The organism is Serratia sp. CY76391 (assembly GCF_052166695.1).
Lineage (GTDB): Bacteria > Pseudomonadota > Gammaproteobacteria > Enterobacterales > Enterobacteriaceae > Serratia > Serratia nematodiphila.
Map to the genome: position 1 here is coordinate 224487 of NZ_JBJNOJ010000012.1, position 24566 is coordinate 249052.

Genomic DNA, 24566 nt, shown 5'->3' on the forward strand with positions numbered 1-24566 from the left:
CGGTTTAGAAGCGCACCTCCCCGCCGAAGATATAAGTCCGCCCACGGGCGGTGTTGGTCGGCGTCTCATACTGCGACTGCGACGGCAGCGAGTTCATCTTGTTCAGCGCGTCCGAATAGTCTCTGTCCATCAGGTTCTGCACGCTGAGCTTCAGCAGCAGATTGCGATTCACCTGATAGGTGCCGTACAGATCGATAATGGTCGGAATATGCGGCGCCGGCTCTTTCAGCAACTGCTCATTCTCATCGTAATCAGAGTCCGGCGACAGGCGTACCGACTTGCCGGTGTATTTCACCACCCCGCCCAGCGTCAGTTTCTCGTCCAGCAGGCGCACCCCGCTGTCCAACGTGAAGTAAAATTCCGGCAGCTCGCTGATATCGCCCGCGCCGAATACGTTGCTGGCCTGGTTGGTCGGCTGGGAGGTATGCTCCTTGCTTAACGACAGTTTGGTGAAGGCGAAACCGGCGTCGTACAGCGCTTCAAGTTCCACCCCGCGCGTTTTGACCGGATCGGGAGCATTGCTGTACATGGTCATGCTGACGTTGATGTCCGCGTTATCCCACTCTTCCTGCGTCGCCTGCGAACGGTTGCACTTCTGACGGTTTTTACACACCAGGTAGGTTTGGCTGGATATGTAGTTTTTGATCTTGGTTTCGAAATAGACCGCTTTCAGCTGGAAGCTGTCCTGCTTGAACAACAGATCGTGGGCATTGGCGTTGAACCCGCCCTGCCAGGTCTCCGCTTTTTCGCCCTTCAGGAACGGGTTCATCGACTGGCCGCCGCTGTTGGCGAAGAACACTTCCTGGATATTCGGCCCGCGCATCGACTTGCTGTAGCTGACGAACGGCTGCAGCCACGGCGTCACCTGCGCCGACAGCATGACCGACGGGTTGAAGCCGTGTTCGTTGCGGTTGATAGTGCCGGCGCCCTGCGGGAAGCACTCTACGCGCTCATCACAGGCCGGCTTGTAGCCGGAGAGGCGATAGGCGGTGTAGTTCAGGTCGAAATTCCCCTGCCAGATGCCGTAGTTGGCCTGCAACCCGCTGTACAGGCTGGAGATATCTTGTTTGCCGGCAATGCCCACCGGCATGCTTTCCGCCTGATCCTGATCCGTCACCAGCCCGGATGCCTTTTTCTTATACTCGTTGCGCACCAGCTTGCCGCCGTAGCTGAAGGCGAAATCAATATCCCGCAGGCTGAAACGGCTGGTGTTATTGATATCCAGCGCATCGGAAATGTTTTTCGCCGTGCTGTCGCTGAACCCCGCCATGTTGTTGGACATGAACTTCTGCTCACCGCGGCTGGTGCTGGCGGTCAGGTTGAAATCGATCAGTTCCGAGAACGGCGCGTAGTGGTATTTGAGGTAAAAATCGTCGCTGTCGATGTGCCGGCGGGTGATTTTATTCAGGTAGCTACGCGCCGACAGTTCGATGCTGTTGAAGGCATCCGGCTTGATGTCCACTTTGAACAGCTGGGATTTCGGGTTCTGGCGGTAGGTTTGATCGACGTTGAACATCTCGCTGTCGAAACCGGCGCCGTTTTTGTAGTTGGAGGTGATGGAGCTGCCGCTGATCGCCGCCATCGCCCCCAGGCTGCCGCCGTCGGCAAAGGCGGCGGTTTTGGCGCCCACGGCGATCATGCCGCTGCGGCCGATGCCGTTATTGCCCACCGAGAACTTGGTGCGCACGCCGAAGGGGTTGTCGGAAAACACCACGTCATCCACGCCGATGGTGCGGAAATTGGCGCTGCCCGCCAGGGCATTCACCCCGTCGGAACCGGTGGCGTTGCCGCGCGCCACGTCGACACCGACGATAAAGTTAGGATCGATCAGCGCCCCGAACTGGCTGGTGGGCATGCCGCCGTGCGCTGCATCGCTCGGGGAGTTGCCGTAGTAGTTCTGCGTGATGCCATCGACCATGGTGTTAACCCGGCCGAAGCCGCTCAGGCCGCGAATATTGACGCTGACCGATCCCTGGCCGGGGTCAATCTGGGTATAGGTGCCCGGCATGCTGCGCAGAATGCTGTCCACCGACTCCAGATTTTTGTTTTCGTCGCGCGAGCTGAACGCGCCAGGCCTCGCCAACGCTTCTTTTTCACTGCTCTTGCCGCCGTCGGCGGCCGAGACGTTAAGCGGGCTGAACGCCACGCTGCCTTTATTATTTTCCGCCTGTTCCTGCGCGGCCGCAGCCGGCCCGTACAGCGCCAGTCCCGCACCGATCAGGCTCGCTATCATTTTGATTTTCATATATCCCCAGAAATAGCCAATAAGGTTTGATGGCCGACAATGCCCAGCAAAAAGCCCGCCGAAACGCGCGGTAAAAGATTGTTATTGTTTTATTGCGCCGCAGCGTGCCGCGGCGCTGAAGGTTATTTCTGCGTCTGCCGATCCGCCGCCAAAATAAAGGCGTACTCCAGCGCGCCGTTTTCCAGCCGCGCCAGGCGGCCCGATTTGCCGCCGTGGCCGGCGGTCATGTCGGTGGAGAGCAGCAACAGCGAATCGCCCTGTTTGAAACGCCGCAGCTTCGCCACCCATTTGGCCGGCTCCCAATACTGCACCTGCGAGTCGTACAAACCGCTGGTGACCAGCAGGTTCGGATAATGCTGCTTGCGCACGTTGTCGTACGGGCTGTAGGACTTCATCAGCGCATAGGCGGCCGGCTGGTGCGGGTTGCCCCACTCCTCGTATTCCCCGGTGGTCAGCGGAATGCTGTCATCCAGCATGGTGGTCACCACGTCGACGAACGGCACCTGCGCCACCACCGCGTTGTACAGCTGCGGCGCCTGATTGATCACCGCCCCCATCAGCAAACCGCCGGCGCTGCCGCCCATGGCGTAGATGCGTCCAGGTTGGCCGTAGCCGCCGTTGATCAACGCCTGGGTGGCGTCGATGAAATCGTTGAAACTGTTCGGTTTGTGCGTCAGCTTGCCCTGTTTGTACCAGCTCTGCCCCAACTCGCCGCCGCCACGCACGTGGATCAGCGCGTAGACGAAGCCGCGATCCAGCAGGCTGATACGGTTGGCGCTGAACGCCGGATCCATGCTCATGCCGTAAGCGCCATAGCCGTAGACCAACAGCGGGTTATGCCCGTTTTTGAACAGCGATTTGCGATACACCAGCGAGACCGGCACCTTCACGCCGTCGCGCGCCGTGATCCAAATGCGTTCGCTGAGATACAGGCTGGGATCGACGCCTTTCACTTCCTGTTGCTTGAGCAGGGTGCGCTCGCCCTTGTTCAGATCCCACTCATAGGTGCGGGTCGGCGTGGTCATCGCCGAATAGCCGTAGCGCAAACGATCGCTGTCCGGCTCGGGGTTATAGCCCAGCCAGGCCATGTAGCTGGCGTCGTCGAACGGGATGGCGCGCTCGGTTTTGCCGTCCCAGCTGATTTGCCGCAGCTGCACCAGCCCGTTGGCGCGTTCCTGCACCACCAGCCAGTCGCGGAACAGGCTGAAGCTTTCCAGCTCGTGCTGCGCCTGCGGCGCAATCAGCGTCTGCCAGGGTTTGCCCGCCGCCGCCGTGCGGTACAGGCCGAAGTTCGGATCCTGATGGTTGGAACGCAGATAGAACTCGCCGCGGTAGTGATCGAGATAATACTCGCGGCCGTTTTGCCGGGCGGTGAACAGCTGCGGCTCGCGCTGCGGCTGGTTGGCGTCGATCAGGCGCACTTCGGAGGTGGTGTTGCCGCTGATGGTGAGTATCAGGTAATCGCGCGAAGAAGAACGGCCGAGGCTGAGGTAGAACGCCGGATCGTTTTCCTGATACACCAGTTTATCTTCCGCCGGCGGCGTACCGTACTGATGGCGGTAGACCTGGTACGGCAGCAGCGTTTGCGGGTGGTTGCGCACGTAGAACAGGGTTTGGTTGTCGTTGGCCCACACCATGTTGCCGGAGGTGTTTTCCAGCGTTTCCGGCGACCAGCGTTCGCTGCCTATCTCGCGCAGGGAAATGCGGTATTGGCGGCGGCCCTGCAGATCTTCGGCCACCGCCTGGCGGCGGTTGTCCTGGCTGACGTCCATCGCCCCCAGGCGATAGTAGGCGTGGCCGGCCGCGCGCTGATTGGCGTCCAGCAAGGTTTGCCACGGCGCGTCGGCGGTGAGCGCCTGGCGCTGATACAGCGCGAAATCTTTACCGGCAGCGTAGCTTTCCTGATAGCGATAGCCGTTGAGCTGATACGGCACCGAACGATCGTCAGGGTTCATGCGGCCCAGCATCTCCTGATACAGCGTGGCGCGCAGCTTCTGGTACGGTGCCATCATCTGCTCGGTGTAGCGGTTCTCCGCCTTCAGGTAGTCCAGCACCTTCGGCTCTTTTCGGCTGTCGTCGCGCAGCCAGTAGTAATCGTCGGTGCGCGTCTCGCCGTGCGCCGTCAGCACTTTCGGCGCGCGCTCCGCCAACGGCGGCTGCGGTTGCGCCAGCGCGGCGCCGGCGAGGCCTAAAGAAAGCCAGAGCGCGGCCGCGATGCGACGGCGCGGGGTAAATAACAGCGGATTCATAATCCCTCACGAAGTTTGAAAAGGCGCACGACGGCGATGCGGCGCCTGCGGGCATTAACGGCGGGCATTCAGCTCCGCCAGATTGAAATCGATTGGCATCATCACCCTGACGGCCCCCTGCTGCAGTATCTCCGGCGGCGGCGGCGGCAACGGCTGCGCGCGCGACACCACCGCTACCGCTTCCCGATCCAGCGACGCGGTGCCGGAACGGATCTGCAGAGTCACGTTCGACACCCGCCCCTGCGCATCGACGCTAAAACTGACCAGCGGCATGCCGCTGCGCCGGCGGTTGCGGGCATCCGGGGGATATTCCTTGATGCGGTTCAGCTTGCCTTTCACCAGGCTCTCCCATGACAGCTTGGCCTGCGCGCTGCTGTTGGCGTCGCTGTTGATCGGGGCTGCAGTGTGGTGGGAGAGCGTCTGCGCCTGCGGCGCGGCGGCGCTGGACGCGGCGGCGTTGCGCGTCTCTTTGGCCTGTTCCTGCGGCTTCGGCTGCGCTTTTTGCGGGGGGCGGTGCTCGGCGCGCTTCTTGTCCGCCGTCACGATTTTCGCTTTATCGGCGCGCGCCAGCTTGGGCAGATCCGGTTGTTGCTGCTGCTCAGCGGGCTGCGCCGCGGCGGACTCCGCCTGCTGCACGCCCAGCGGCAGCGGTTTGCTTTCCGGCGCTTCAATCTGCGCCGCCCAGCTCATCATCACCGCCGGCGGCGGCAGCGCCACCGGCTCCAGCGCCGTCTGCGGCCAATAAAACAGCAGCACCAACGCCGCGTGCGCCGCCAGGGCGAGCAGCAGGCCGCGCGCCCAGCGCGGCTGCGGCAGCTCAAAGGCCGGAAGGGAATAAGACTGACTTAACATAGGGGCATTAGCTTGCTTAATTGCGAATGATTGCAGATCACATTTACTAATGATAATCATTTGCAACTATAATTAACACCCCTTTTCACTGCCTTAACGTATTCATTTCACTGATGGTGTGATCCACAGGTAGTCCGCCGTGTGCGCATCGACCTGTACGCCCGGCTCCGCCAGCATCAGCACCGTCGGCGCCGCCGCCGGTTGCAGATCCCGCACGTGCAGCGGCACGCCCACCGATTTGGCGGCGTGATAGCCGCCGGCGATCAACAGCGCGGGCGTGGGCGCCGCCAGCAAACGTTCCGCCATGCGCCGATCGCGCTGCTGCTGGATCGCCAACATCGCGCGCAGTTGGTCGGCCTCAATCTTGCCGCCGTGCGAAGTGCGGATGGTCTCTTCCAACGCCTTGCGCACCGCCGGCTGCGCCGATAGCTGCCCCGCCGGGAACTGCGGCTGCAGATAGAACGCCGTAATCTCGCTGCGATCCAGGTTGGCCGACCACAGCGGGTAAGGCGCTCGCATCGCCGCCATCGTCACCCCGCCATACAGTTCCCACTTCCAGCCTGGCTGCCAGGCGATCAGCTCCGCCACGCGGCCGTCACGCACTGTGGGGTCGCTCTGCAGCCACTGCTTGACCTTGTCCACCTGCGCCTGCTGGTTCGGGTTGATCATCTCCATCAGCACGCTGCCCTGCGGCCGCCGCTGCGGCAATTGCTGCACCAGCCATTGCTCAATCTGATGGTGGTAAGGATTGTCATGTTTTTCCCCGACGATCACCCGCAGCTGCTGCGCCAATCGCGTCAACAGCTGCTCCGGCGTCAGGCTCGCACCGCTGTGCAGATCGGTGATGATCCCCAAACTCGCGACGTCATTGGCCGGCGCCTTCACCGGCGTTTGGCTGCAGGCGCCGAGCGCCAAGGCCGCCAATAAAATCAGATATCTCATCATGTTGCCCCATTAGCGAAAAGGGCGACATTATAGATAATAATTATCATTTGCATATAGATCCGACTTAACGATTTTTTTACGCGGCGATCGCCGGTGGCGCATTGCGTTAAAAAGGCATTACGGGTATAACCAATAGCCATTCAGATATTTAGACGTCTATACGGATAGATTATTATGCACGCATCGGCGCCCGCCGCAGGGCAGTTCAAACGCAGCATGAAGGCCCGGCACCTGGTGATGCTGTCACTGGGCGGCGTGATCGGCACCGGGCTGTTTTTCAACACCGGCTACATCATCTCCACCACCGGCGCGCTCGGCACGCTGCTGGCCTACCTGATTGGCGCGCTGGTGGTGTACCTGGTGATGCTGTGCCTGGGTGAGCTGTCGGTGGCGATGCCGGAAACCGGCGCCTTTCACGTCTATGCTTCGCGCTATCTGGGGCCGGCCACCGGCTATGCCGTCGCCTGGCTGTATTGGCTCACCTGGACGGTGGCGCTGGGCTCCAGCCTGACCGCCGCCGGATTCTGCATGCAGTACTGGTTCCCGCAGTCGCCGGTGTGGCTGTGGTGCCTGATCTTCTGCGCGGCGATTTTCCTGCTTAACGTCGTGACCACCCGCTTTTTCGCCGAAAGCGAATTCTGGTTTTCGCTGATCAAAGTGGTGACCATTCTGGCGTTCATCATTCTGGGCGGCGCCGCCATGTTCGGCCTGCTGCCGATGAAAGACGGCACGCCGGCGCCGTTCCTGCACAACCTGACCGCTTCCGGCTGGCTGCCGCACGGCACGCTGCCGATCCTGATGACCATGGTGGCGGTGAACTTTGCCTTCTCCGGCACGGAGCTGATCGGCATCGCCGCCGGTGAAACCGAGAACCCGGAGAAAGTCGTGCCGCTGGCGATCCGCACCACGGTGATCCGCCTGATGCTGTTCTTTATCGGCACGGTCTTCGTGCTGGCGGCGTTGATCCCGATGGATCAGGCGGGGATCGTCAAAAGCCCGTTCGTGCTGGTGTTTGAACGCATCGGCGTGCCTTACGCCGCCGATATCTTCAACTTCGTGATCCTGACCGCCATCCTGTCGGCCGCCAACTCCGGCCTGTACGCCTCGGGGCGCATGCTGTGGTCGCTGGCCCACCAGCGCACCCTGCCGGCCTACTTTGCGCGCGTCAATGCGCGCGGCATTCCGATCAACGCCCTGACCTTCAGCATGCTCGGCGGCGTGCTGGCGCTGCTGACCAGCGTGATCGCGCCGGACACGGTGTTCGTCGCCCTGTCGGCGATCTCCGGCTTTGCGGTGGTGGCGGTGTGGCTGAGCATCTGCGCCGCCCACTATGCTTTCCGCCGCGCCTATCTGCGCAGCGGCCAGCCGATAAGCGGCCTGAAATACCGCGCCCCCGGCTATCCATTGACGCCGATCCTCGGCTTTGCGCTGTGCCTGCTGGCCTGTATCGGGCTGGCGTTCGATCCGGAGCAGCGCATTGCGCTCTACTGCGGGCTGCCGTTCGTCGCCCTGTGCTACCTCACCTATTTCCTGACCCGGCGCGCCGGGCAAAAAAATGCTTTGGGAGAACAACATGTCGGTTAACAACCCCGTCGCCCGCCTGCTGGCCGAACAGTCGACGCTGATCCTGGACGGCGCGCTGGCCACCGAACTGGAAGCGCGCGGCTGCGATCTGACCGATCCGCTGTGGTCGGCCAAGGTGCTGATTGAAAATCCCGAGCTTATCTATCAGGTGCATCTCGATTATTTCAACGCCGGCGCTCAATGCGCCATCACCGCCAGCTATCAGGCCACGCCGCAGGGCTTCTTGCGTCGCGGCCTGGATCAGGATCGGTCGCTGGCGCTGATCGCCAAAAGCGTGCAGCTGGCGCAACGCGCGCGCCGCGATTATCTGGCCGAACACCCGCAGGCCGCGCCGCTGCTGATCGCCGGTTCTGTAGGCCCGTACGGCGCCTATCTGGCCGACGGCTCGGAATACCGCGGCGACTATCAGCTGGCGCAGGATGACTTCATTGCCTTCCACCGCCCGCGCCTCGCCGCGCTGGCCGCCGCCGGCGTCGATCTGCTGGCCTGCGAAACGCTGCCGTCGTTCGCTGAACTGCAGGCGCTGCTGACGCTGCTGCAGGAGTTCCCGACGCTCGGCGCCTGGTTCGCCTTCACTCTGCGCGACAGCCAACACCTCAGTGACGGCACGCCGCTGACGGAGGTCATGTCCGCACTGCGCGGCAACCCGCAGGTGCTGGCCATCGGCATCAACTGCATCGCGCTGGACAAGGTCGCCCCGGCGCTGCGTCAGCTGAGCGCGCTGACCGACAAACCGCTGCTGGTCTACCCGAACTCCGGCGAGCATTACGATGCGGTGAGCAAAACCTGGCACGCCTGCGGCGGCGAACACGGCAGCCTGGCCGATCGGGCGGTAGAGTGGCGCGCGCTCGGCGCGCAATTGATCGGCGGCTGTTGCCGCACCACCCCGCAGGATATTCGCGCCATCGCCGCGCGCTGCAAGGCATAAAAAAGCCCCCGGCGCCAACGGCGCAGGGGGCCAGTCATTCAACCCGGCCTTACAGCGGTTCGGTCTGGGCTTCCACCACCGCCAGCGCCACCATGTTGACGATGCGGCGCACCGAGGCGATCGGCGTCAGGATGTGCACCGGCTTGGCGACCCCCATCAGCACCGGCCCGACGGTCACCCCTTCCGAGCAGGAGACGCGCAGCAGGTTGTAACTGATGCGCGCCGCTTCCATGTTCGGCATGATCAGCAGGTTGGCCGAACCTTTCAGCGGGCTGTCCGGCATCAGATCGTGACGAATGCTTTCCACCAGCGCGGCGTCGCCGTGCATTTCGCCGTCGATCTCCAGCTCCGGCGCCAGCTCGTTCACCAGCTCCAGCGTTTTGCGCATCTTGCGCGCCGCCGGGCAATCAGACGAGCCGAAGCTGGAGTGAGACAGCAGCGCCACCTTCGGTTCGATACCGAAGCGGCGCACGGTTTCCGCCGCCATCAGGGTGATCTCCGCCAGCTGCTCCGGCGTCGGATCGTCGTTGACGTAGGTGTCGGCGATAAAGGTGTTGCCGCTCGGCAGCAGCAGCGCGTTCATCGCGCCGGCGACGTGCGCGCCTTCACGGAAGCCGAACACGTTCTTCACCACGTCGTAATGCTCGTGGTAGCTGCCGATGGTGCCGCAGATCATCGCATCCGCTTCGCCGCGGTGCAGCATGATAGCGGCGATCAGCGTCGGGTTGCCGATCACCGCGCGGCGCGCCTGCTCTTGCGAAACGCCGCGGCGTTTCATGATCTGGTAGTACTCGCCCCAGTATTCGTTGAAGCGCGGATCCGACTCGTTGTTCACCACTTCGAAATCTTTGCCCGGCGTCAGCTGCAGGCCCAGCTTTTTCAGGCGCATCTCGATCACGCTCGGACGGCCGACCAGGATCGGGAAAGCCAGCCCCTGCGACACCAGCTCCTGCGTGGCGTGCAGCACGCGTTCTTCCTCGCCTTCCGCCAGCACCACCCGCTTCACCTCTTTGCGCGCCTGCGAGAAGATCGGTTTCATGAACAGGTTGGTTTTGTAGACGAACTCCGCCAGCTTCTCCACATAGGCGTCGAAGTCTTCGATCGGGCGCGTCGCCACGCCGGAATCCATCGCCGCCTTGGCCACCGCCGGCGCGATCTTGACGATCAGACGCGGATCGAACGGTTTCGGAATGATGTATTCCGGCCCGAAGGAGAGATCCTGATCGTCATACGCGGAGGCTACCACGTCGCTCTGTTCCGCCAGCGCCAGATCGGCGATGGCATGCACGCAGGCCAGCTTCATCTCTTCGTTGATGGTGGTGGCGCCCACGTCCAGCGCGCCGCGGAAAATGAACGGGAAGCACAGGACGTTGTTCACCTGGTTCGGGTAGTCGGAACGGCCGGTGCAGATGATGGCGTCCGGGCGCACCGCTTTGGCCAGCGGCGGCAGAATTTCCGGTTCCGGGTTGGCCAGCGCCATGATCAGCGGATCGCGCGCCATGGTTTTCACCATATCCTGCGTCAGCACGCCCGGGCCGGAGCAGCCGAGGAAGATGTCGGCGTTCGGGATGGCGTCGCCCAACGTGCGCTGGCCGTTATCCTCGATGGCGTAGGCGGCTTTGGTCTGTTCCATATTGGCGTCGCGGCCTTTATAGATGACGCCCTTGGAGTCGCAGACGGTGATGTTCTGCTGACGCAGCCCCAGCGCCACCAGCAAGTTCAGGCAGGCGATGGACGCCGCGCCGGCGCCGGACACCACCAGCCGCACGTCGGAGATGTTCTTCTTCACCACGCGCAGGCCGTTGAGCACCGCGGCGGTGGTAATGATCGCCGTGCCGTGCTGGTCGTCGTGGAACACCGGGATCTTCATGCGCTCACGCAGTTTCTGTTCGATGTAGAAACACTCCGGCGCCTTGATGTCTTCCAGGTTGATGCCGCCGAAGGTCGGTTCCAGCGCGGCGATAATGTCGATTAATTTGTCAGGGTTATGCTCATCCACTTCGATATCAAATACATCGATACCGGAAAACTTCTTGAACAAAACGCCCTTGCCTTCCATCACCGGCTTACCGGCCAACGCGCCGATATTGCCCAGACCCAGTACCGCCGTGCCGTTGGAAATCACCGCCACCAGGTTGCCGCGCGCGGTGTATTTGTAGGCCGCCAGCGGATCTTCGGCGATCTCGAGGCAAGGCGCGGCGACGCCCGGCGAATAGGCCAGCGCCAGATCGCGCTGAGTCGCCAACGGTTTGGTAGGGGAAACCTGGATCTTCCCTGGGACAGGAAACTGATGGAAATCAAGGGCACTCTGTTTGAGCTGTTCGTCCATTATGGATTCCTTTGTTTTTTGCTTTTATGTTGAGGTAAGGCTTTGAGGCTGCGCCCTGCCGTGGGCCATGGCGCCCAATTACAATGACAGGGCACAGCCTTGAAGTATAGTGAGAGAAACATCACAAACTTTGAAGCGCGCCATAACCTTGGTCGAAAGAGCGTTTTAAAAGTAAAAAAAGAAGGCCTGCGGGACGAGCAGAGAAACGCCGCCGTCAGCGCGGCGGCAGCGTGGCGCGCCAGGCGTTGAGCGTCTCCACCTGGCCGGCGCAAATGTGTAACGAGGTTTGTAACGCCAGGGCATAGCTCACCGCATCGCCCCAGGTCTCCCCCTGCAGTTGCGGCTGCTCACAGGGCGCGAACACCGACTCAGGGGGCAACAGCGGCACGGCCTGCGGCGCCGGCGGCCGGGCGCAGGAGCTCAAACACAGCGCCAGGCAGAGGCTGAGCGGCGCAGGGATCGTTTTTAATCGCTTCACGGTATTTCCTCTGATAAGCCTCGTGTTGCTGGCGCAGCTGCTGTTCCTGCCGCTGCTGCGCCGCCATCAGCGCACGATTTTGCGCATCCTGGGTCTGCAGGGTGGCGATCAGCCCCGCCTGCTGCGCCAGGCTTTTTTGCAATTCCGCCGCCTGTTGCCGCGCGGACGCCAACTGGTGCGACAGCAACGTGCTGTAGCCGCCGAGGCAGATGGCCGCCAGCAACAGCAGCAGCAACCCGCCCTGCATCAGTTTCTGCAGCCAGCCACTCATGCCGGATAGTCCCGAAACGGCAGCTGGAAGTGCGGGCCGTCCTTGAGGGTCTTCCATTCGCCGCCCCATTCGACGTTGATGCCGCATTCACGCGCCGCGCGCCGCACCGCCACCGCAATTTGCGCGTAGTAATCCCACTCCCAGGAGACCACGCCCGCCGGCATCGCCACCACGTCCACCGCGTGCCCGGTCAGGTGGCGGCTGCGCAGCGTTTGGCTGTTGCCGGCGCGCACCATTTCCCGCTGGCGCGCCATGCTGCGCAGCCCCTCGCTGACGGAAAACGGCACCAGCGAATAACGCAGCGCCAGGCGAATAACGCGCACCAGATCCGGGTGCACGCCGCGCAGATTCTCTTCGCTGCGGGCGGTAAAGCGAATCTCTTCGATGTCATTTAACATTTTTAAACCCCGTTTTTTTGCCGATGAATTTTTTAATTAAGGCGTTGATGTAATCCGCCCCCATAAAACCAATCAGTACGCTGGCCAAATTCGCCCACTTTAATTCCAGGCCCATCAACGCCAGCGCATCGCGCACCGTCCAGGCCAATAACGCGCACATCGCCGCATTCAATAAGCGTCGCCGAATGCCCACGTTGCGGTAGGCGCCATGTAATAGCGCCATCACGCCGGCCAGAATGGCGTTCAATACCGGCTGAAGATATTCACATACTCGCTGGACTATTAAGCCAACAGCGTCAGGCTCTATGCTGGACATAGCTCATCTCCTTTTTATTTTTAATTAAATGCCAATCACGGCCGGTGGGACATCGGATAATCAGAATCTAGTTAAGGATGCTATTACAAAGCAAATGAATAAATACAGGCCCTATGGTCGAATTCATTCACGCTGAACGTTGGCACAACACATAAACGCCAAGACAGGCGGCAGTGAATAAAAAATTCATTCTTATGGTGATTTATTTCGACTTTTGTTTTTACGAAAAATAAACATTAATGGCGGTGGGAAATACTTCCCCATCATAAAAACATCCACTCTGGAGAAATACTATGTCCACACGCAAAGCCGTTATTGGGTATTATTTTATTCCAACCAACCAAATCAATAATTACACCGAGTCCGATACCTCTATCGTGCCGTTCCCGGTTTCCAACATTACGCCGGCCAAAGCCAAACAGCTGACGCACATCAACTTCTCGTTCCTGGATATCAACAGCAACCTGGAATGCGCCTGGGATCCGGCCACCAACGACGCCAAGGCGCGCGATGTGGTCAACCGTTTGACCGCGCTCAAAGCGCATAACCCCAGCCTGCGCATCATGTTCTCCATCGGCGGCTGGTACTACTCCAACGATCTGGGCGTCTCGCACGCCAACTACGTCAACGCGGTGAAAACCCCGGCGTCGCGCGCCAAGTTCGCCCAATCCTGCGTGCGCATCATGAAGGATTACGGCTTCGACGGCGTGGACATCGACTGGGAGTATCCGCAGGCGGCAGAAGTGGACGGTTTCATCGCCGCGCTGCAGGAGATCCGCACCTTGCTGAACCAGCAAACCATCACGGACGGCCGCCAGGCGTTGCCGTATCAGTTGACCATCGCCGGCGCCGGCGGCGCCTTCTTCCTGTCGCGCTATTACAGCAAGCTGGCGCAGATCGTCGCGCCGCTCGATTACATCAACCTGATGACCTACGATCTGGCCGGCCCCTGGGAGAAGGTAACCAACCACCAGGCGGCGCTGTTCGGCGATGCGGCCGGGCCGACCTTCTACAACGCGCTGCGCGAAGCCAACCTGGGCTGGAGCTGGGAAGAGCTGACCCGCGCCTTCCCCAGCCCGTTCAGCCTGACGGTCGACGCCGCCGTGCAGCAGCACCTGATGATGGAAGGCGTGCCGAGCGCCAAAATCGTCATGGGCGTGCCCTTCTACGGCCGCGCCTTCAAGGGCGTCAGCGGTGGCAACGGTGGGCAATACAGCAGCCACAGCACGCCGGGCGAAGATCCGTATCCGAGCACCGACTACTGGCTGGTGGGCTGCGAAGAGTGCGTGCGCGACAAGGATCCGCGCATCGCCTCCTATCGCCAGTTGGAGCAGATGCTGCAGGGCAACTACGGCTATCAGCGGTTGTGGAACGACAAGACCAAAACCCCTTATCTGTATCATGCGCAGAACGGGCTGTTCGTCACCTATGACGATGCCGAGAGCTTCAAATACAAAGCGAAGTACATCAAGCAGCAGCAGCTGGGCGGCGTGATGTTCTGGCATCTGGGGCAAGACAACCGCAACGGCGATCTGCTGGCCGCGCTGGATCGCTATTTCAACGCCGCGGACTACGACGACAGCCAACTGGATATGGGCACCGGGCTGCGCTACACCGGCGTCGGCCCCGGCAACCTGCCTATCATGACCGCGCCGGCTTATGTGCCGGGCACCACTTACGCACAGGGCGCGCTGGTGTCCTACCAGGGTTACGTCTGGCAGACCAAATGGGGTTACATCACCTCTGCGCCGGGTTCAGACAGCGCCTGGCTGAAGGTGGGCCGCGTAGCGTAAACCATAAAAAAACCCCGTAGCCGAATGCTGCGGGGTTTTCATTGAGTTAACCGTTTGATTTTCGCGTCCCTTCGTCTCTATTCCTTCAGTTGTGGCACCATGGATAACCGCCATCCCGCACCACTTCGCGGCCCATCAGGCTGTAGACATCGCTTTTGCGCGTCAGCCGCTCATGCCACCAGTTAAACCCGGCGCCCTTGCTGGCCGGATGCCACGCCAGCCAAATCATTTCGTCGCCCTTTTGCATCTCCACCGGCACCGTCACCAGTTCGCCGCTGGCCAGTTCCTTTTCGATCAGCGCAGGCGGCAGAAAAGCGTGGCCGATGCCGCGTTTGAGCAGCGCCAGGTTGCTTTCCACGTCGCATACCACCAGTTGACGCTGCAAGGGCAGCGTGCCGTGATTGCGCTTGGGCAGCTCATGGCTGCTGTCGGCGATCACCACCACGATGTCGTTCAACCGCTGCTTCTTGCATACCGGCTTTCTCTGCGCCGCGAACGGGTGCGAAGGCGATACGCACAGCACAAAGTTGAGCTTGCCGAGCATCAGGGTTTTGGCCTGCACGCTGTCGGGAATTTGGCCGATGGCGATGATCAGATCCGCCCGGTTGTTCTTCAGCGCATCCCAGGTGCCGTTCAACGCTTCCCGCTGCACCGAGATATTGGCGTTCGGGCAATGTTGAATATAGTCGCGGATATCCTGCGTCAGCGTTTCCAGCGGGAAGAAGGTGTCTACCGCCAGGCGGATATTATTGTCCAGCTTGGGGATGTTGCGCACCCGGCTTTCCAGATCCTGCACCGCATTTAAAATCCAACTGCCTTCCTGCAGGAGAAATTCCCCTTCATCCGTCAGGGTAATCATGGGGCCATTGCGATGAAAAAGTTTCACGCAGAGTTTGCTTTCAATATTGGAAACCCGATAAGAGATCGCCGAAGGCGTTTTATGCAGCGCCTCCGCCGCCATAGAGAAAGATCCGGTGTTCTTGATGGTGCTGATTATTTTAATCGCGTCCAGGGATAATCTAGTCATACAAATTCCTCTTTAAAATAAAATAAGAAAAATGACACTAAATTCCCAAGGTGGTGGCGCACAAAAATCGATCAAATCAAACAAGGGTACTCAACGCAACAAGCAATATACTTCATAAATGAGAGCGCTATCTTAAATACTATTCATCACTACTTGATATAAATTTCATCATAGCGCCGTGCTTTTGCACTGTGACAGTTAAATAAATTCGGCCTAACGATCAAAGATTGTCATCATAATATTTTTCGTTAATAGTCGGTAAAACATTCCGATCTACGGCCAAACCAGAATGGTAAAAATAAAACAAGCCGACAGAAATGGTTATTTCCAATTGCGTTATTAGTCTCTCATTTTGTCGGTGAAATACGCTCAACTTACAACATAATTTCAGTCAGGAGTGACTTATGAACAAAACTTCCCGTACCCTGCTCTCTCTGGGCCTGCTGAGCGCGGCCATGTTCGGCGTTTCACAACAGGCGAATGCTCACGGTTATGTCGAATCGCCGGCCAGCCGCGCCTATCAGTGCAAACTGCAGCTCAACACGCAGTGCGGCAGCGTGCAGTATGAACCGCAGAGCGTCGAAGGCCTGAAAGGCTTCCCGCAGGCCGGCCCGGCTGACGGCCATATCGCCAGCGCCGACAAGTCCACCTTCTTCGAACTGGATCAGCAAACGCCGACGCGCTGGAACAAGCTCAACCTGAAAACCGGCCCGAACTCCTTTACCTGGAAGCTGACCGCGCGTCACAGCACCACCAGCTGGCGCTATTTCATCACCAAGCCGAACTGGGACGCTTCGCAGCCGCTGACCCGCGCTTCCTTTGACCTGACGCCGTTCTGCCAGTTCAACGACGGCGGCGCCATCCCTGCCGCACAGGTCACCCACCAGTGCAACATACCGGCAGATCGCAGCGGTTCGCACGTGATCCTTGCCGTGTGGGACATAGCCGACACCGCTAACGCCTTCTATCAGGCGATCGACGTCAACCTGAGCAAATAATCGGTCAAATAAGGAGATCGTTGAGGGTTCAGCCTGGCGCTGAACCCTTTTTTGCAGGTGCCGCTATTGCGACATGTTGAGGATAGTGCGCACATTGAGCGCGCTGGTGGCGATAATGTCGATGGCGCCGGTGCGCAAAGCGCCCAAAATCGCCAACGCCTTGGTATTCTCGGAAGCAATGGCGATCACGCAAGGGATTTTGCGCAGCTCATCAATGCTCAGCCCGATCACTCTGTCATTCATCACCGTGTCGACATGCTGCCCCTGAGCATTGAAAAAGTCATAGCCGGCAATGTCGCCGATCACGCCCTGATTGAGGCTGGCGTCGATAATCTCGTGCGGCGTAAACCACCCCAACTTCACCATATAACTGTTTTCATTCATGTCGCCAATGCCGACTAACGCCACATCGGCCTTACGCGCACGATCCAGCGTTTCCTTAATCGTGCCGTTCTGCATGAAGGCGTCTTTCAGCGCGCGATTTTCGACGTAGGCCGGCGCATAGAGCGTCTCGCTGCTGCCGCCGAACTTCTTCGCCAGACGCCGGCTGATATGGTCGGCGTTGATCGCGTCGCCCGGACGGTGGGTGCCGCCGATGCCGCAGATGAACTTGCAGTTGCGTTCCGCCACACTGCCGACATGATCGGCGATCGCCGCCACGTTGCGTCCCTGGCCGACCGCCAACACCATATCGTCTTTCAGCGACATCGCCAGATAATTGGATACCAGCGCCGCCACCTGCCGACGCTGTTCCTCTTCGTCCTGATGGTCGAGCGCGATCAACGCGCGGCTGATGGGAAAACGTTCCATCATCTGCTGTTCCAGCCGGGTGCTGAATACCGGGTGATAACGCACGTTGATCTCGACGATGCCTTCTTCCTTGGCGCGCTTGAGCAAACGGCCGACTTTGATCCGTGAGATGCCGAACTTTTTGGCGATCTCTTCCTGCGTGATCTCATCCTGATAATAAGCAACGGCGATTTCGGTCAGCAGTTCGTTATCCTGGGACACAGTTTGTTTTTCCATCCGTTAGACGTTTCCCCACGGCAGGCCGGTTGATGATGGCGGAGGGACGATACACGCCCCTCCGACAAGGCTGAATGCCCGCTAGTATAACGCGTTCAGGCGGCAACGGTATTCAGTCGTTGCTCCACCTCGTCCGCCAATCGGGTCAAGAGCAGGCAGCAAGATACCGCGCCGGCGTCCAGTACGCCGCGCGAACGCTCGCCCAGACGGCTGGCACGGCCGATTTTCGCCACCAGCTCGCGGGTGGAGTCCCGCCCGCGCTCTGCGGCGATTTTCATTTGTTCCAGCGCAGCGGCGAAGTCGTCACCGCGCCCCACCGCCTGCTCAAATGCCGCCACCGCCGGTATCAGCGTATCCATCAGACACTTGTCGCCCACGCCCGCGCTGCTGATGTCCTGCAGTTCGCGCAACCCGCCGTGCAACATCGCCAAAAATGCCTGCTTGTCCAGCACGCTGCGCTCACGGACGCTCTCCGCCATGCCCATGAACAGGCTGCCGTACAGCGGCCCCATCGAACCGCCGATGCCCTCCATCAGCGCATCCGATACCGCATCGAACGCCTGCGCCAGCGTGAGCTCGCGGCCGCGAATGGCATCGCCGCACATCGCGAATCCCTTCGACATATTAATGCCGTGGTCACCGTCGCCGATGGCGCCGTCGATTTCGCTCAGGTATTCGCGGTTGCTGACAATGGTTTCTATCAGCCCCGTAACGATCTCACTGCCGTACCGGGTTGAAATTTGTTCCGTCATGATTCACTCCACCTGGGTTAAGCCTAAAGATTGCGCCGGCATGTCCAGCAGCGTTTTCAGTTCGTCATCCAGCGTCATCAGCGTCAGCGTCACGCCCATCATTTCCAGCGACGTGAAGTAATTGCCGACGTAGCGCCGGTGCACCCGCACGCCTTTCGCCGTCAACCGACGCTCTATTTCGGCATAATAGATATACAGCTCCATCACCGGCGTGGCGCCAAGCCCGGAGATCAGCAACGCCACCTCCTGCCCCTGTTCCAGCGGCATGTCGTTGAGCACGAAATCGAGCATGGTGCCGGCCATCGCCGACGCCGATTGGATCGGCGATACCTCTATGCCCGGCTCGCCGTGATGGCCGATGCCGATCTCCATCTTGCCGTCTTCGATATGAAAATTGGGTTTGCCGACCGCGGGAATGGTGCAGGAACTGAGGCCGACGCCGATCGAACGACACCGGTCGATGGCCTTTTGCGCCGCGCCGATCACGCCATCCAGATCGTATCCCTTGGCCGCCGCCGCCGCGCCGACCTTCCACATCAGAATTTCGCCGGCCACGCCGCGCCGTTTATCGATCTCACTGGCCGGCGCCGAGGCGACGTCATCGTTGGCCACCACGGTTTTCACCCGTATGCCGGCCGCCGTGGCCTTCTTGATCGCCATCTTGACGTTCATGTTGTCGCCGGCGTAGTTGCCGTACAGGCAAGCGACGCCCGCACCGCTGTCCGCCGCCTTGAAGGCGTCGAGAAAAGCCCCCGCCGTAGGCGATGAGAAAATCTCGCCAATCGCGACGGCATCCAGCATGTTTTTGCCGACATACCCCAGGAACGCCGGCTCGTGGCCGGAACCGCCGCCGGTGACGATGCCCACTTTGCCGGCGATCGGCGCAGGCGGATATTTCAACACCCGCGCATTGTCGGTGGCGGCATAATAGTTCGGGTGGGCCAGCCTGTAGCCCTGAATGGCGTCTTCTACTACGTGATCGGGATCGTTAATGATTCTGTTCATCGCGGCCTCTCTGTCGCCTGAATAAGAAATTATTGAATGGTGTAACCGCCGTCGACCACCAGGTTGGCGCCGGTGATCATCGCCGCCGCGTCGCCGGCCAAAAACAGGGCGCTGGCGGCGATATCTTGCGGCTCGGCGAAACGCCGCAGCGGGATTTTCTGCTTCATTTGTTCCGCCACCTCGCCTGACCAGGCCTTACGGCCCAGCTCCGTCAAAACCACGGTGGGCGAAATGGCGTTGACCCGCACGTTGTGCGGCCCCCACTCCAGCGCCAACACCTGGGTCAGACCGATTACGCCCGCCTTGCTGGCGCAATAGGCCAAATGATTAGGCAAAGCCACCACCCCGGCCTGCGAGGCGAGATTGATGATGCTGCCGCCGCGCTGGCGAATGAAACGGCGCCCCACCGCCTGGCAGGTAAGAAACACGCCTTTCAGATTGACCGCCAGGGTTGCATCCCACGCCGTTTCCGGCAGCTCCTCGGCCGGATGCAGCGCGACGATGCCGGCGCTGTTGACCAGCACGTCCAGCCGCCCGAAATGCGCCTCAATCTGCGCTATCGCCCGCTCCACCGACGCGGCATCGGTGACGTCGGCCACGACGCCCACCGCCGCCTCGGCGTCCAGCTGTCGCGCCACTTCCGCAACCTGCGGCGCCCGATCGAGCAGCGCCACGCGCGCGCCGTTTTGCAGATAGCGTTCGGCAATAGCGAGACCGATCCCCGCAGCGCCGCCGGTAATCAGCGCCACCTTGCCCTGCAGCGAGAGCTCGCGCGGCGCCGTAGTTTGATGATTAATCATAAATTTCCCCTTAAAACTGTGAACTTCACCCTCGGTCAGGATATTTTCGCCAAACTCGCGCCGCGTTCTTCCTGCGCCGTCGCGCTTTCTTTCGGCAGCGTGACAAATTTCATCAGCACACCGCTGAACAGGTACAAACCGGTAAAGATCCAGATCACGCCAACGGTGCCGAGGCTGCCGATAAACAGCCCCACCACCGCCGGGCCGACAAAGGTGCTAAGGCCGGCGCCCAGATTGAGAATCGACATCGCCGCGCCCTTATTGTCCGGCGCCAGCGACGGCATGATGGCCGACAGCGGCACGAACGCCGCCAGGCAGGCGCCGAACAACCCGGCGGCGCAAACGGTCAACAGGTAGTTGGCGCCGAAGAATTGCGGCACGTAGTAGAACATCAGCGTGGTCAAGGCACAGCCGACGCAGCCAAACCACATCACCACATTGCGCCAGCCGAGCCCGTCGCTGATCACGCCGAAAATCAGGTTGAAAATGATGTTGACCGTCCACAGCGCGGCGTACATCTGCAGCCAATGCGTGCGGGTGAACCCCATATCCATCATGTACATGGGCATGAATACGACGAAGCCGTATGCCGCGGAGGTATTAATGGTGCGCACGATGCCGCCCAGGCCGATCTTCGGGTTTTCAAACGCGATGGTGATGCCCTTCAAGACGTAACCCAGCGACGCCTTTTCACGGTTGCTGCTCTGTGCCGCGCCGTCGTCGCGATTGAGCATCAGCGCAATCACCGCGCCCAGCACGACGAAAATCAGCGCACTCCACAGCGTGTGGAGCTCGCCGAGATAAGGCAGCATGATGCTGGAATACAGCACACCCAGCACGCTGAGCCCGCCGCTGTAGACGAACCAGAAAATCCCCACCGCCGACCCCAGCCTTTCCGGCGGCGCCTCATACGCCACCCACACCAGAAAACCGTAGGCGAACAACGGATAACCCAAGCCGCGCAGCGCATAGGTCGGCACCATGATCGCCAGGTTGTTGCTCGGCAGGCCGAACGTCAAAAAACACACCGAACCGAACAGAAACAGCAGCAGGCCGGCCAACATCACCCGCCGGGCGGTAAAGATTTCCGCCAACACGCCGGAAAACCAGGCGGCGATGGCGGCCGCAAAGCCATAAACGCTGAACAGCAGCGCCGATTCCTGAATGCTCAGCCCTTTGCCAATCAAATAAGGCGACAGCCAGCCCTGTTCCAGCCCTTCGCCCATCATGAACACCAACACGCCGGCATAGCCCAGCAGCAGTTTCGGTGACAGACCAATGCGATGAATCAGTCCATGCAACATAGAACACCCCAGCACATGTGATTATGGAGGCGCAGGCTCGCCCGCACCCGAGGAACGACGCAGGTTTCAGAGGTTTGGATTAAGCACCACTTTGATTGAACCGATGCCGCGCTTCATCAGCTCGAAGCCCTCGGCGAACTGTTCCAGCGGCAGCGTATGCGTCACCACGCCTTCGGTCGGCAGATCGCCATTGGCGATGCCTTCGATCACCAGCGGATAGCAGTAAGGGCCGAGATGCGAACCGAGCACGTCCAGTTCCTTACGGTCGCTGATGATGCTCCAGTCGACGGTCACCGGATCCTTGAACACGGAAAATTCGACGAAGGTGCCGAGCTTGCGGATCAGCGTCAGGCCCTGTTCCACGGACTTCTGTGCGCCGGTCGCCTCGATGTAGATGTCGCAGCCGTAGCCGTCGGTCATCGCTTTAACCGCGGCGGGCACGTCGTCACGGGTCGGGTTCAGCGTCACATCCGCGCCGAAGCGCTTCGCCAGCGCCAGACGCTCGTCGGACAGATCCAGTACCACCAGCTTCGAGGGCCCGGACTTTTTGATGGCCCCGATCATGCCCAGCCCCAGGGTGCCGGCGCCGGCCAGCACCACGACATCGCCCAGTTTGATATTGGCGCGTTGCACCGCATGGAAGGAGCAAGCATAGGGTTCGATCAGAATGGCTTTTTCGATCGGCAGGTCGGCCGGCACATGATAGTTAATCGCCTCTTTGGTGAACTTCATGTACTCGGCCATGCCGCCATTGACGTTTTTCTGGAAACCGTACAGGTCATGCTTTTCGCACATCCAATACTGACCGCGGTTGCAGAAGCGGCATTGCCAGCAGGGAACGATTTGTTCTGATATCACGCGATCGCCGAGATTGAAGCCCTCGACGCCTTCACCGTACCCCACGACATGGCCGATAAATTCGTGGCCGGGGATCATCGGCGCCTTGATGTACGCCGGTTGTTTTTCATCGCCCCAGAAGCTGGGCGCCCCTTCGAACGCTTTAACATCACCGGCGCAGATGCCGCAGGCCTCGATCTTCACCAGGATCTCTTTCGGGCCGATCTTCGGTACCGGCACCTGTTCCAGGCGGTAATCTTTCGGGGCGTACGCCACAACCGCCTTCATGATCTCGGGGATACCGGCCGCCATTTTCGCCTCTGTTATGCAGGTCTGACACATAGCACTCTCCTCTGGTAGGGAAACCTTTCTGATCATTAATACAAACAAAGAACAAATGAACACTAACGCCATGCATTCAATTTGCCCACAGTGAACTTATCAAAGTGTGATATCGCTCAAATACCCGTCTCCACTAGAGTGAATAACGATTAAAAGCCCTTTTTTAGTGACTGATATCACCTTTTACAGTGGCAAACTGAAAATCCAGGCAAAAAACAAAAGAACGCAGATTGAACATTTGATTAAACAGGGATACGGTAATGAACGTGGCGCCACCAAGGATCGCCACCCTTTTCGTTACCAATCAGGAGACCGCTATGCTGCCTATCGCCATCGGCGCCGATGATGCCGCCATTGAACTGAAAGATCTGATCGTTGCCCACCTGCAACAACGGGACATCCCCGTCATTGACTACACGACGGATCGCGCCGCAGAAACGGGGATCTATCCCGATATCGCCTATCGCGTCGCGCAGGCGATACGGGAGGAAAAACATCGGCGGGGCATCCTGCTGTGCGGCACCGGCATCGGTATGAGCATCGTGGCCAATAAAGTGCCCGGCATTCGTGCGGCGCAATGTCACGATACCTACTCCGCCCAGCGGGCGCGCAAAAGCAATGATGCTCAGATCATCACGCTGGGCGCGCGGGTCATCGGTGCCGAACTGGCGAAAACCATCGTCGATGCCTGGCTGGAATCGGAGTTTGAAGGGGGAGGATCGGCGCCGAAAGTCGAGCGGATCGGCTATTACGAAAACGCGGCCGGACGGCGTTAAACCGCCTGCCGTCTCGATGGCGGTCGCGCGCAAGCCGCGCTCCGCCTGGGTTTATTCGGCATTCATTGTTATTATCCATCGCAACAATCAGAAAAAGCGCATTTTCATTCTCGATCCGATGATGCAGTGTGTTCCCCCTATGATGAAAAAGGTTCTCATTTCCCTACATTGAGCTTGGTCAAGGAGCTTATCAATGAATCAATTAGACGCACTCAAGCAGCTGACCACGGTGGTCGCCGACAGCGGCGATATCGAATCCATCCGCCAGTTCGAACCCCAGGACGCCACCACCAACCCTTCGCTGATCCTGAAAGCCGCCGCGCTGCCGCAGTACAAGGCGCTGATCACCGAAGCGTTGGAGTATGCCCGCCGCCAGGGCGGCAGCAAGGAAACCCAGCTGATCAACGCCAGCGATAAGCTGGCGGTCAATATCGGCGTCGAGATCCTCAAAAGCGTGCCGGGCCGCATCTCCACCGAAGTGGACGCCCGCCTGTCGTTCGACCGCGGCATGTGCGTCGCCAAAGCGCGCAAACTGATCGCCATGTACCAAGAACAAGGCATCGACAAATCGCGCATCCTGATCAAACTGGCTTCCACCTGGGAAGGCATCAAAGCCGCCGAGGAGCTGGAAAAAGAAGGCATCAACACCAACCTGACGCTGCTGTTCTCCTTCGCCCAGGCTCGCGCCTGCGCCGAAGCCGGCGTGTATCTGATCTCGCCGTTCGTCGGCCGCATCTATGACTGGTACCAGGCTAAACAGCCTGCCGCCGACTACGACGCCGATCAGGATCCGGGCGTGAAGTCGGTGCGTACCATCTATGAATACTACAAGCGTCATCGTTACCAGACGGTGATCATGGGCGCCAGCTTCCGCAAGGTTGAGCAAATTCTGGCGCTGGCCGGCTGCGATCGCCTGACCATCGCGCCAAACCTGCTGGAACAGCTGAAAAACAGCGAGCAGCCGGTCGAACGCAAGCTGACCCCGTCTACCGAGGGCTTCCACCAACCTGCCCCGCTGGCCGAAGCGGAGTTCCGCTGGCTGCACAATCAGGACGCCATGGCGGTGGAAAAACTCGCCGAAGGCATTCGCCTGTTCGCCGTCGACCAGCAGAAGCTGGAAGACATGTTGGCCGCTCAACTGTAATCGCACTGGAGTTTCGTTATGTCTTCTCGTAAAGAGCTTGCCAACGCTATCCGCGCACTCAGCATGGACGCCGTACAAAAAGCAAATTCCGGCCACCCGGGGGCCCCTATGGGCATGGCGGACATCGCCGAAGTCCTGTGGCGTGACTACCTCAACCACAACCCGAC

At 60.1% G+C, this 24566-nt stretch carries 23 protein-coding genes; 7 read left to right on the top strand and 16 right to left on the bottom strand.

The genetic code is table 11. From position 1 onward, the window contains the following. Positions 1 to 4 precede the first annotated feature (4 nt). The 4 genes from ACJ8PN_RS20785 to ACJ8PN_RS20800 form a co-directional block, all read right to left on the bottom strand. Positions 5 to 2245: a TonB-dependent receptor domain-containing protein gene (locus tag ACJ8PN_RS20785; protein ID WP_442535183.1), complete on the bottom strand. Its 2241-nt coding sequence runs from the start codon at positions 2243 to 2245 to the stop codon at positions 5 to 7. A gap of 122 nt (positions 2246 to 2367) precedes the next feature. After that, positions 2368 to 4494: a S9 family peptidase gene (locus tag ACJ8PN_RS20790; protein WP_442535184.1), complete on the bottom strand. Its 2127-nt coding sequence runs from the start codon at positions 4492 to 4494 to the stop codon at positions 2368 to 2370. Between the two features lie 54 nt (positions 4495 to 4548). Next, a complete protein-coding gene (locus ACJ8PN_RS20795; RefSeq protein ID WP_171454508.1) occupies positions 4549 to 5346 on the bottom strand; it encodes a TonB family protein in 798 nt (265 codons plus the stop codon). 102 nt (positions 5347 to 5448) lie between these two features. Next, positions 5449 to 6288 (bottom strand): ChaN family lipoprotein, encoded by an 840-nt coding sequence (locus ACJ8PN_RS20800; protein WP_442535189.1) that lies wholly within the window; start codon positions 6286 to 6288, stop codon positions 5449 to 5451. 177 nt (positions 6289 to 6465) lie between these two features. Here ACJ8PN_RS20800 and mmuP point away from each other — a divergent pair, with 177 nt between their 5' ends. Continuing rightward, positions 6466 to 7875 (top strand): S-methylmethionine permease, encoded by a 1410-nt coding sequence (gene mmuP / locus ACJ8PN_RS20805; RefSeq protein ID WP_033639696.1) that lies wholly within the window; start codon positions 6466 to 6468, stop codon positions 7873 to 7875. Beyond that, entirely contained in the window at positions 7865 to 8803 is a 939-nt protein-coding gene (gene mmuM, locus ACJ8PN_RS20810) for a homocysteine S-methyltransferase (RefSeq protein WP_442535185.1), read from the top strand. The genes mmuP and mmuM overlap by 11 nt, the downstream gene beginning before the upstream one ends. Before the next feature lie 49 nt (positions 8804 to 8852). Here the strand turns inward: mmuM and maeB are convergent, their stop codons facing one another. The 5 genes from maeB to ACJ8PN_RS20835 form a co-directional block, all read right to left on the bottom strand. Beyond that, on the bottom strand, positions 8853 to 11132 hold the full coding sequence (gene maeB / locus ACJ8PN_RS20815) for an NADP-dependent oxaloacetate-decarboxylating malate dehydrogenase (protein WP_016926766.1): 2280 nt from the start codon (positions 11130 to 11132) through the stop codon (positions 8853 to 8855). Between the two features lie 214 nt (positions 11133 to 11346). Next, complete coding sequence (lysC, locus tag ACJ8PN_RS20820; RefSeq protein WP_004936544.1) at positions 11347 to 11520, bottom strand: Rz1-like lysis system protein LysC; 174 nt, start codon at positions 11518 to 11520, stop codon at positions 11347 to 11349. Next, positions 11501 to 11881 carry a DUF2570 family protein gene (locus tag ACJ8PN_RS20825; RefSeq protein WP_171404111.1) on the bottom strand — a complete coding sequence of 127 codons (381 nt, stop codon included), beginning with the start codon at positions 11879 to 11881 and terminating at the stop codon, positions 11501 to 11503. Before ACJ8PN_RS20825 ends, lysC begins: the two co-directional genes overlap by 20 nt. Continuing rightward, on the bottom strand, positions 11878 to 12279 hold the full coding sequence (locus tag ACJ8PN_RS20830) for a M15 family metallopeptidase (RefSeq protein ID WP_033643981.1): 402 nt from the start codon (positions 12277 to 12279) through the stop codon (positions 11878 to 11880). The genes ACJ8PN_RS20825 and ACJ8PN_RS20830 overlap by 4 nt, the downstream gene beginning before the upstream one ends. Continuing rightward, positions 12269 to 12595: a phage holin, lambda family gene (locus ACJ8PN_RS20835; RefSeq protein WP_004936551.1), complete on the bottom strand. Its 327-nt coding sequence runs from the start codon at positions 12593 to 12595 to the stop codon at positions 12269 to 12271. The genes ACJ8PN_RS20830 and ACJ8PN_RS20835 overlap by 11 nt, the downstream gene beginning before the upstream one ends. 293 nt (positions 12596 to 12888) lie before the next feature. Between ACJ8PN_RS20835 and ACJ8PN_RS20840 the strand changes: the two genes are divergently transcribed. After that, entirely contained in the window at positions 12889 to 14388 is a 1500-nt protein-coding gene (locus ACJ8PN_RS20840) for a glycosyl hydrolase family 18 protein (RefSeq protein WP_060560025.1), read from the top strand. Positions 14389 to 14473: 85 nt separating this feature from the next. On the opposite strand, the gene ACJ8PN_RS20845 is transcribed toward ACJ8PN_RS20840, so the two are convergent. Next, a complete protein-coding gene (locus ACJ8PN_RS20845) occupies positions 14474 to 15415 on the bottom strand; it encodes a LysR family transcriptional regulator (protein WP_033645764.1) in 942 nt (313 codons plus the stop codon). A gap of 404 nt (positions 15416 to 15819) precedes the next feature. On the opposite strand from ACJ8PN_RS20845, the gene ACJ8PN_RS20850 reads away from it, so the two are divergent. Further along, positions 15820 to 16413 (top strand): lytic polysaccharide monooxygenase, encoded by a 594-nt coding sequence (locus ACJ8PN_RS20850; RefSeq protein ID WP_004936574.1) that lies wholly within the window; start codon positions 15820 to 15822, stop codon positions 16411 to 16413. A 63-nt stretch (positions 16414 to 16476) separates the two neighbouring features. Here ACJ8PN_RS20850 and ACJ8PN_RS20855 read toward each other — a convergent pair whose 3' ends face one another. From ACJ8PN_RS20855 to ACJ8PN_RS20880, 6 genes are all read right to left on the bottom strand, one after another. Continuing rightward, positions 16477 to 17439 carry a sugar-binding transcriptional regulator gene (locus ACJ8PN_RS20855; RefSeq protein WP_069100658.1) on the bottom strand — a complete coding sequence of 321 codons (963 nt, stop codon included), beginning with the start codon at positions 17437 to 17439 and terminating at the stop codon, positions 16477 to 16479. Positions 17440 to 17534: 95 nt separating this feature from the next. Next, a complete protein-coding gene (gene dhaL, locus ACJ8PN_RS20860; protein WP_004936578.1) occupies positions 17535 to 18191 on the bottom strand; it encodes a dihydroxyacetone kinase subunit DhaL in 657 nt (218 codons plus the stop codon). Positions 18192 to 18194: 3 nt separating this feature from the next. Next, positions 18195 to 19196 carry a dihydroxyacetone kinase subunit DhaK gene (locus tag ACJ8PN_RS20865; RefSeq protein WP_004936581.1) on the bottom strand — a complete coding sequence of 334 codons (1002 nt, stop codon included), beginning with the start codon at positions 19194 to 19196 and terminating at the stop codon, positions 18195 to 18197. Between the two features lie 29 nt (positions 19197 to 19225). Next, on the bottom strand, positions 19226 to 19996 hold the full coding sequence (locus ACJ8PN_RS20870; RefSeq protein ID WP_016926758.1) for an SDR family oxidoreductase: 771 nt from the start codon (positions 19994 to 19996) through the stop codon (positions 19226 to 19228). Positions 19997 to 20031: 35 nt separating this feature from the next. Then, positions 20032 to 21300, bottom strand: a complete 1269-nt coding sequence (locus ACJ8PN_RS20875; protein WP_442535186.1) for an MFS transporter — start codon at positions 21298 to 21300, stop codon at positions 20032 to 20034. A 66-nt stretch (positions 21301 to 21366) separates the two neighbouring features. Beyond that, a complete protein-coding gene (locus tag ACJ8PN_RS20880) occupies positions 21367 to 22479 on the bottom strand; it encodes an MDR/zinc-dependent alcohol dehydrogenase-like family protein (protein ID WP_028127773.1) in 1113 nt (370 codons plus the stop codon). Between the two features lie 317 nt (positions 22480 to 22796). On the opposite strand from ACJ8PN_RS20880, the gene rpiB reads away from it, so the two are divergent. From rpiB to ACJ8PN_RS20895, 3 genes are all read left to right on the top strand, one after another. Then, a complete protein-coding gene (gene rpiB, locus ACJ8PN_RS20885; RefSeq protein ID WP_004936593.1) occupies positions 22797 to 23255 on the top strand; it encodes a ribose 5-phosphate isomerase B in 459 nt (152 codons plus the stop codon). Positions 23256 to 23448: 193 nt separating this feature from the next. After that, positions 23449 to 24399 carry a transaldolase gene (gene tal, locus ACJ8PN_RS20890; protein WP_004936597.1) on the top strand — a complete coding sequence of 317 codons (951 nt, stop codon included), beginning with the start codon at positions 23449 to 23451 and terminating at the stop codon, positions 24397 to 24399. Positions 24400 to 24417: 18 nt separating this feature from the next. After that, positions 24418 to 24566: hypothetical protein (locus tag ACJ8PN_RS20895; RefSeq protein WP_197665176.1), on the top strand; the 149-nt coding region annotated here is incomplete at its 3' end.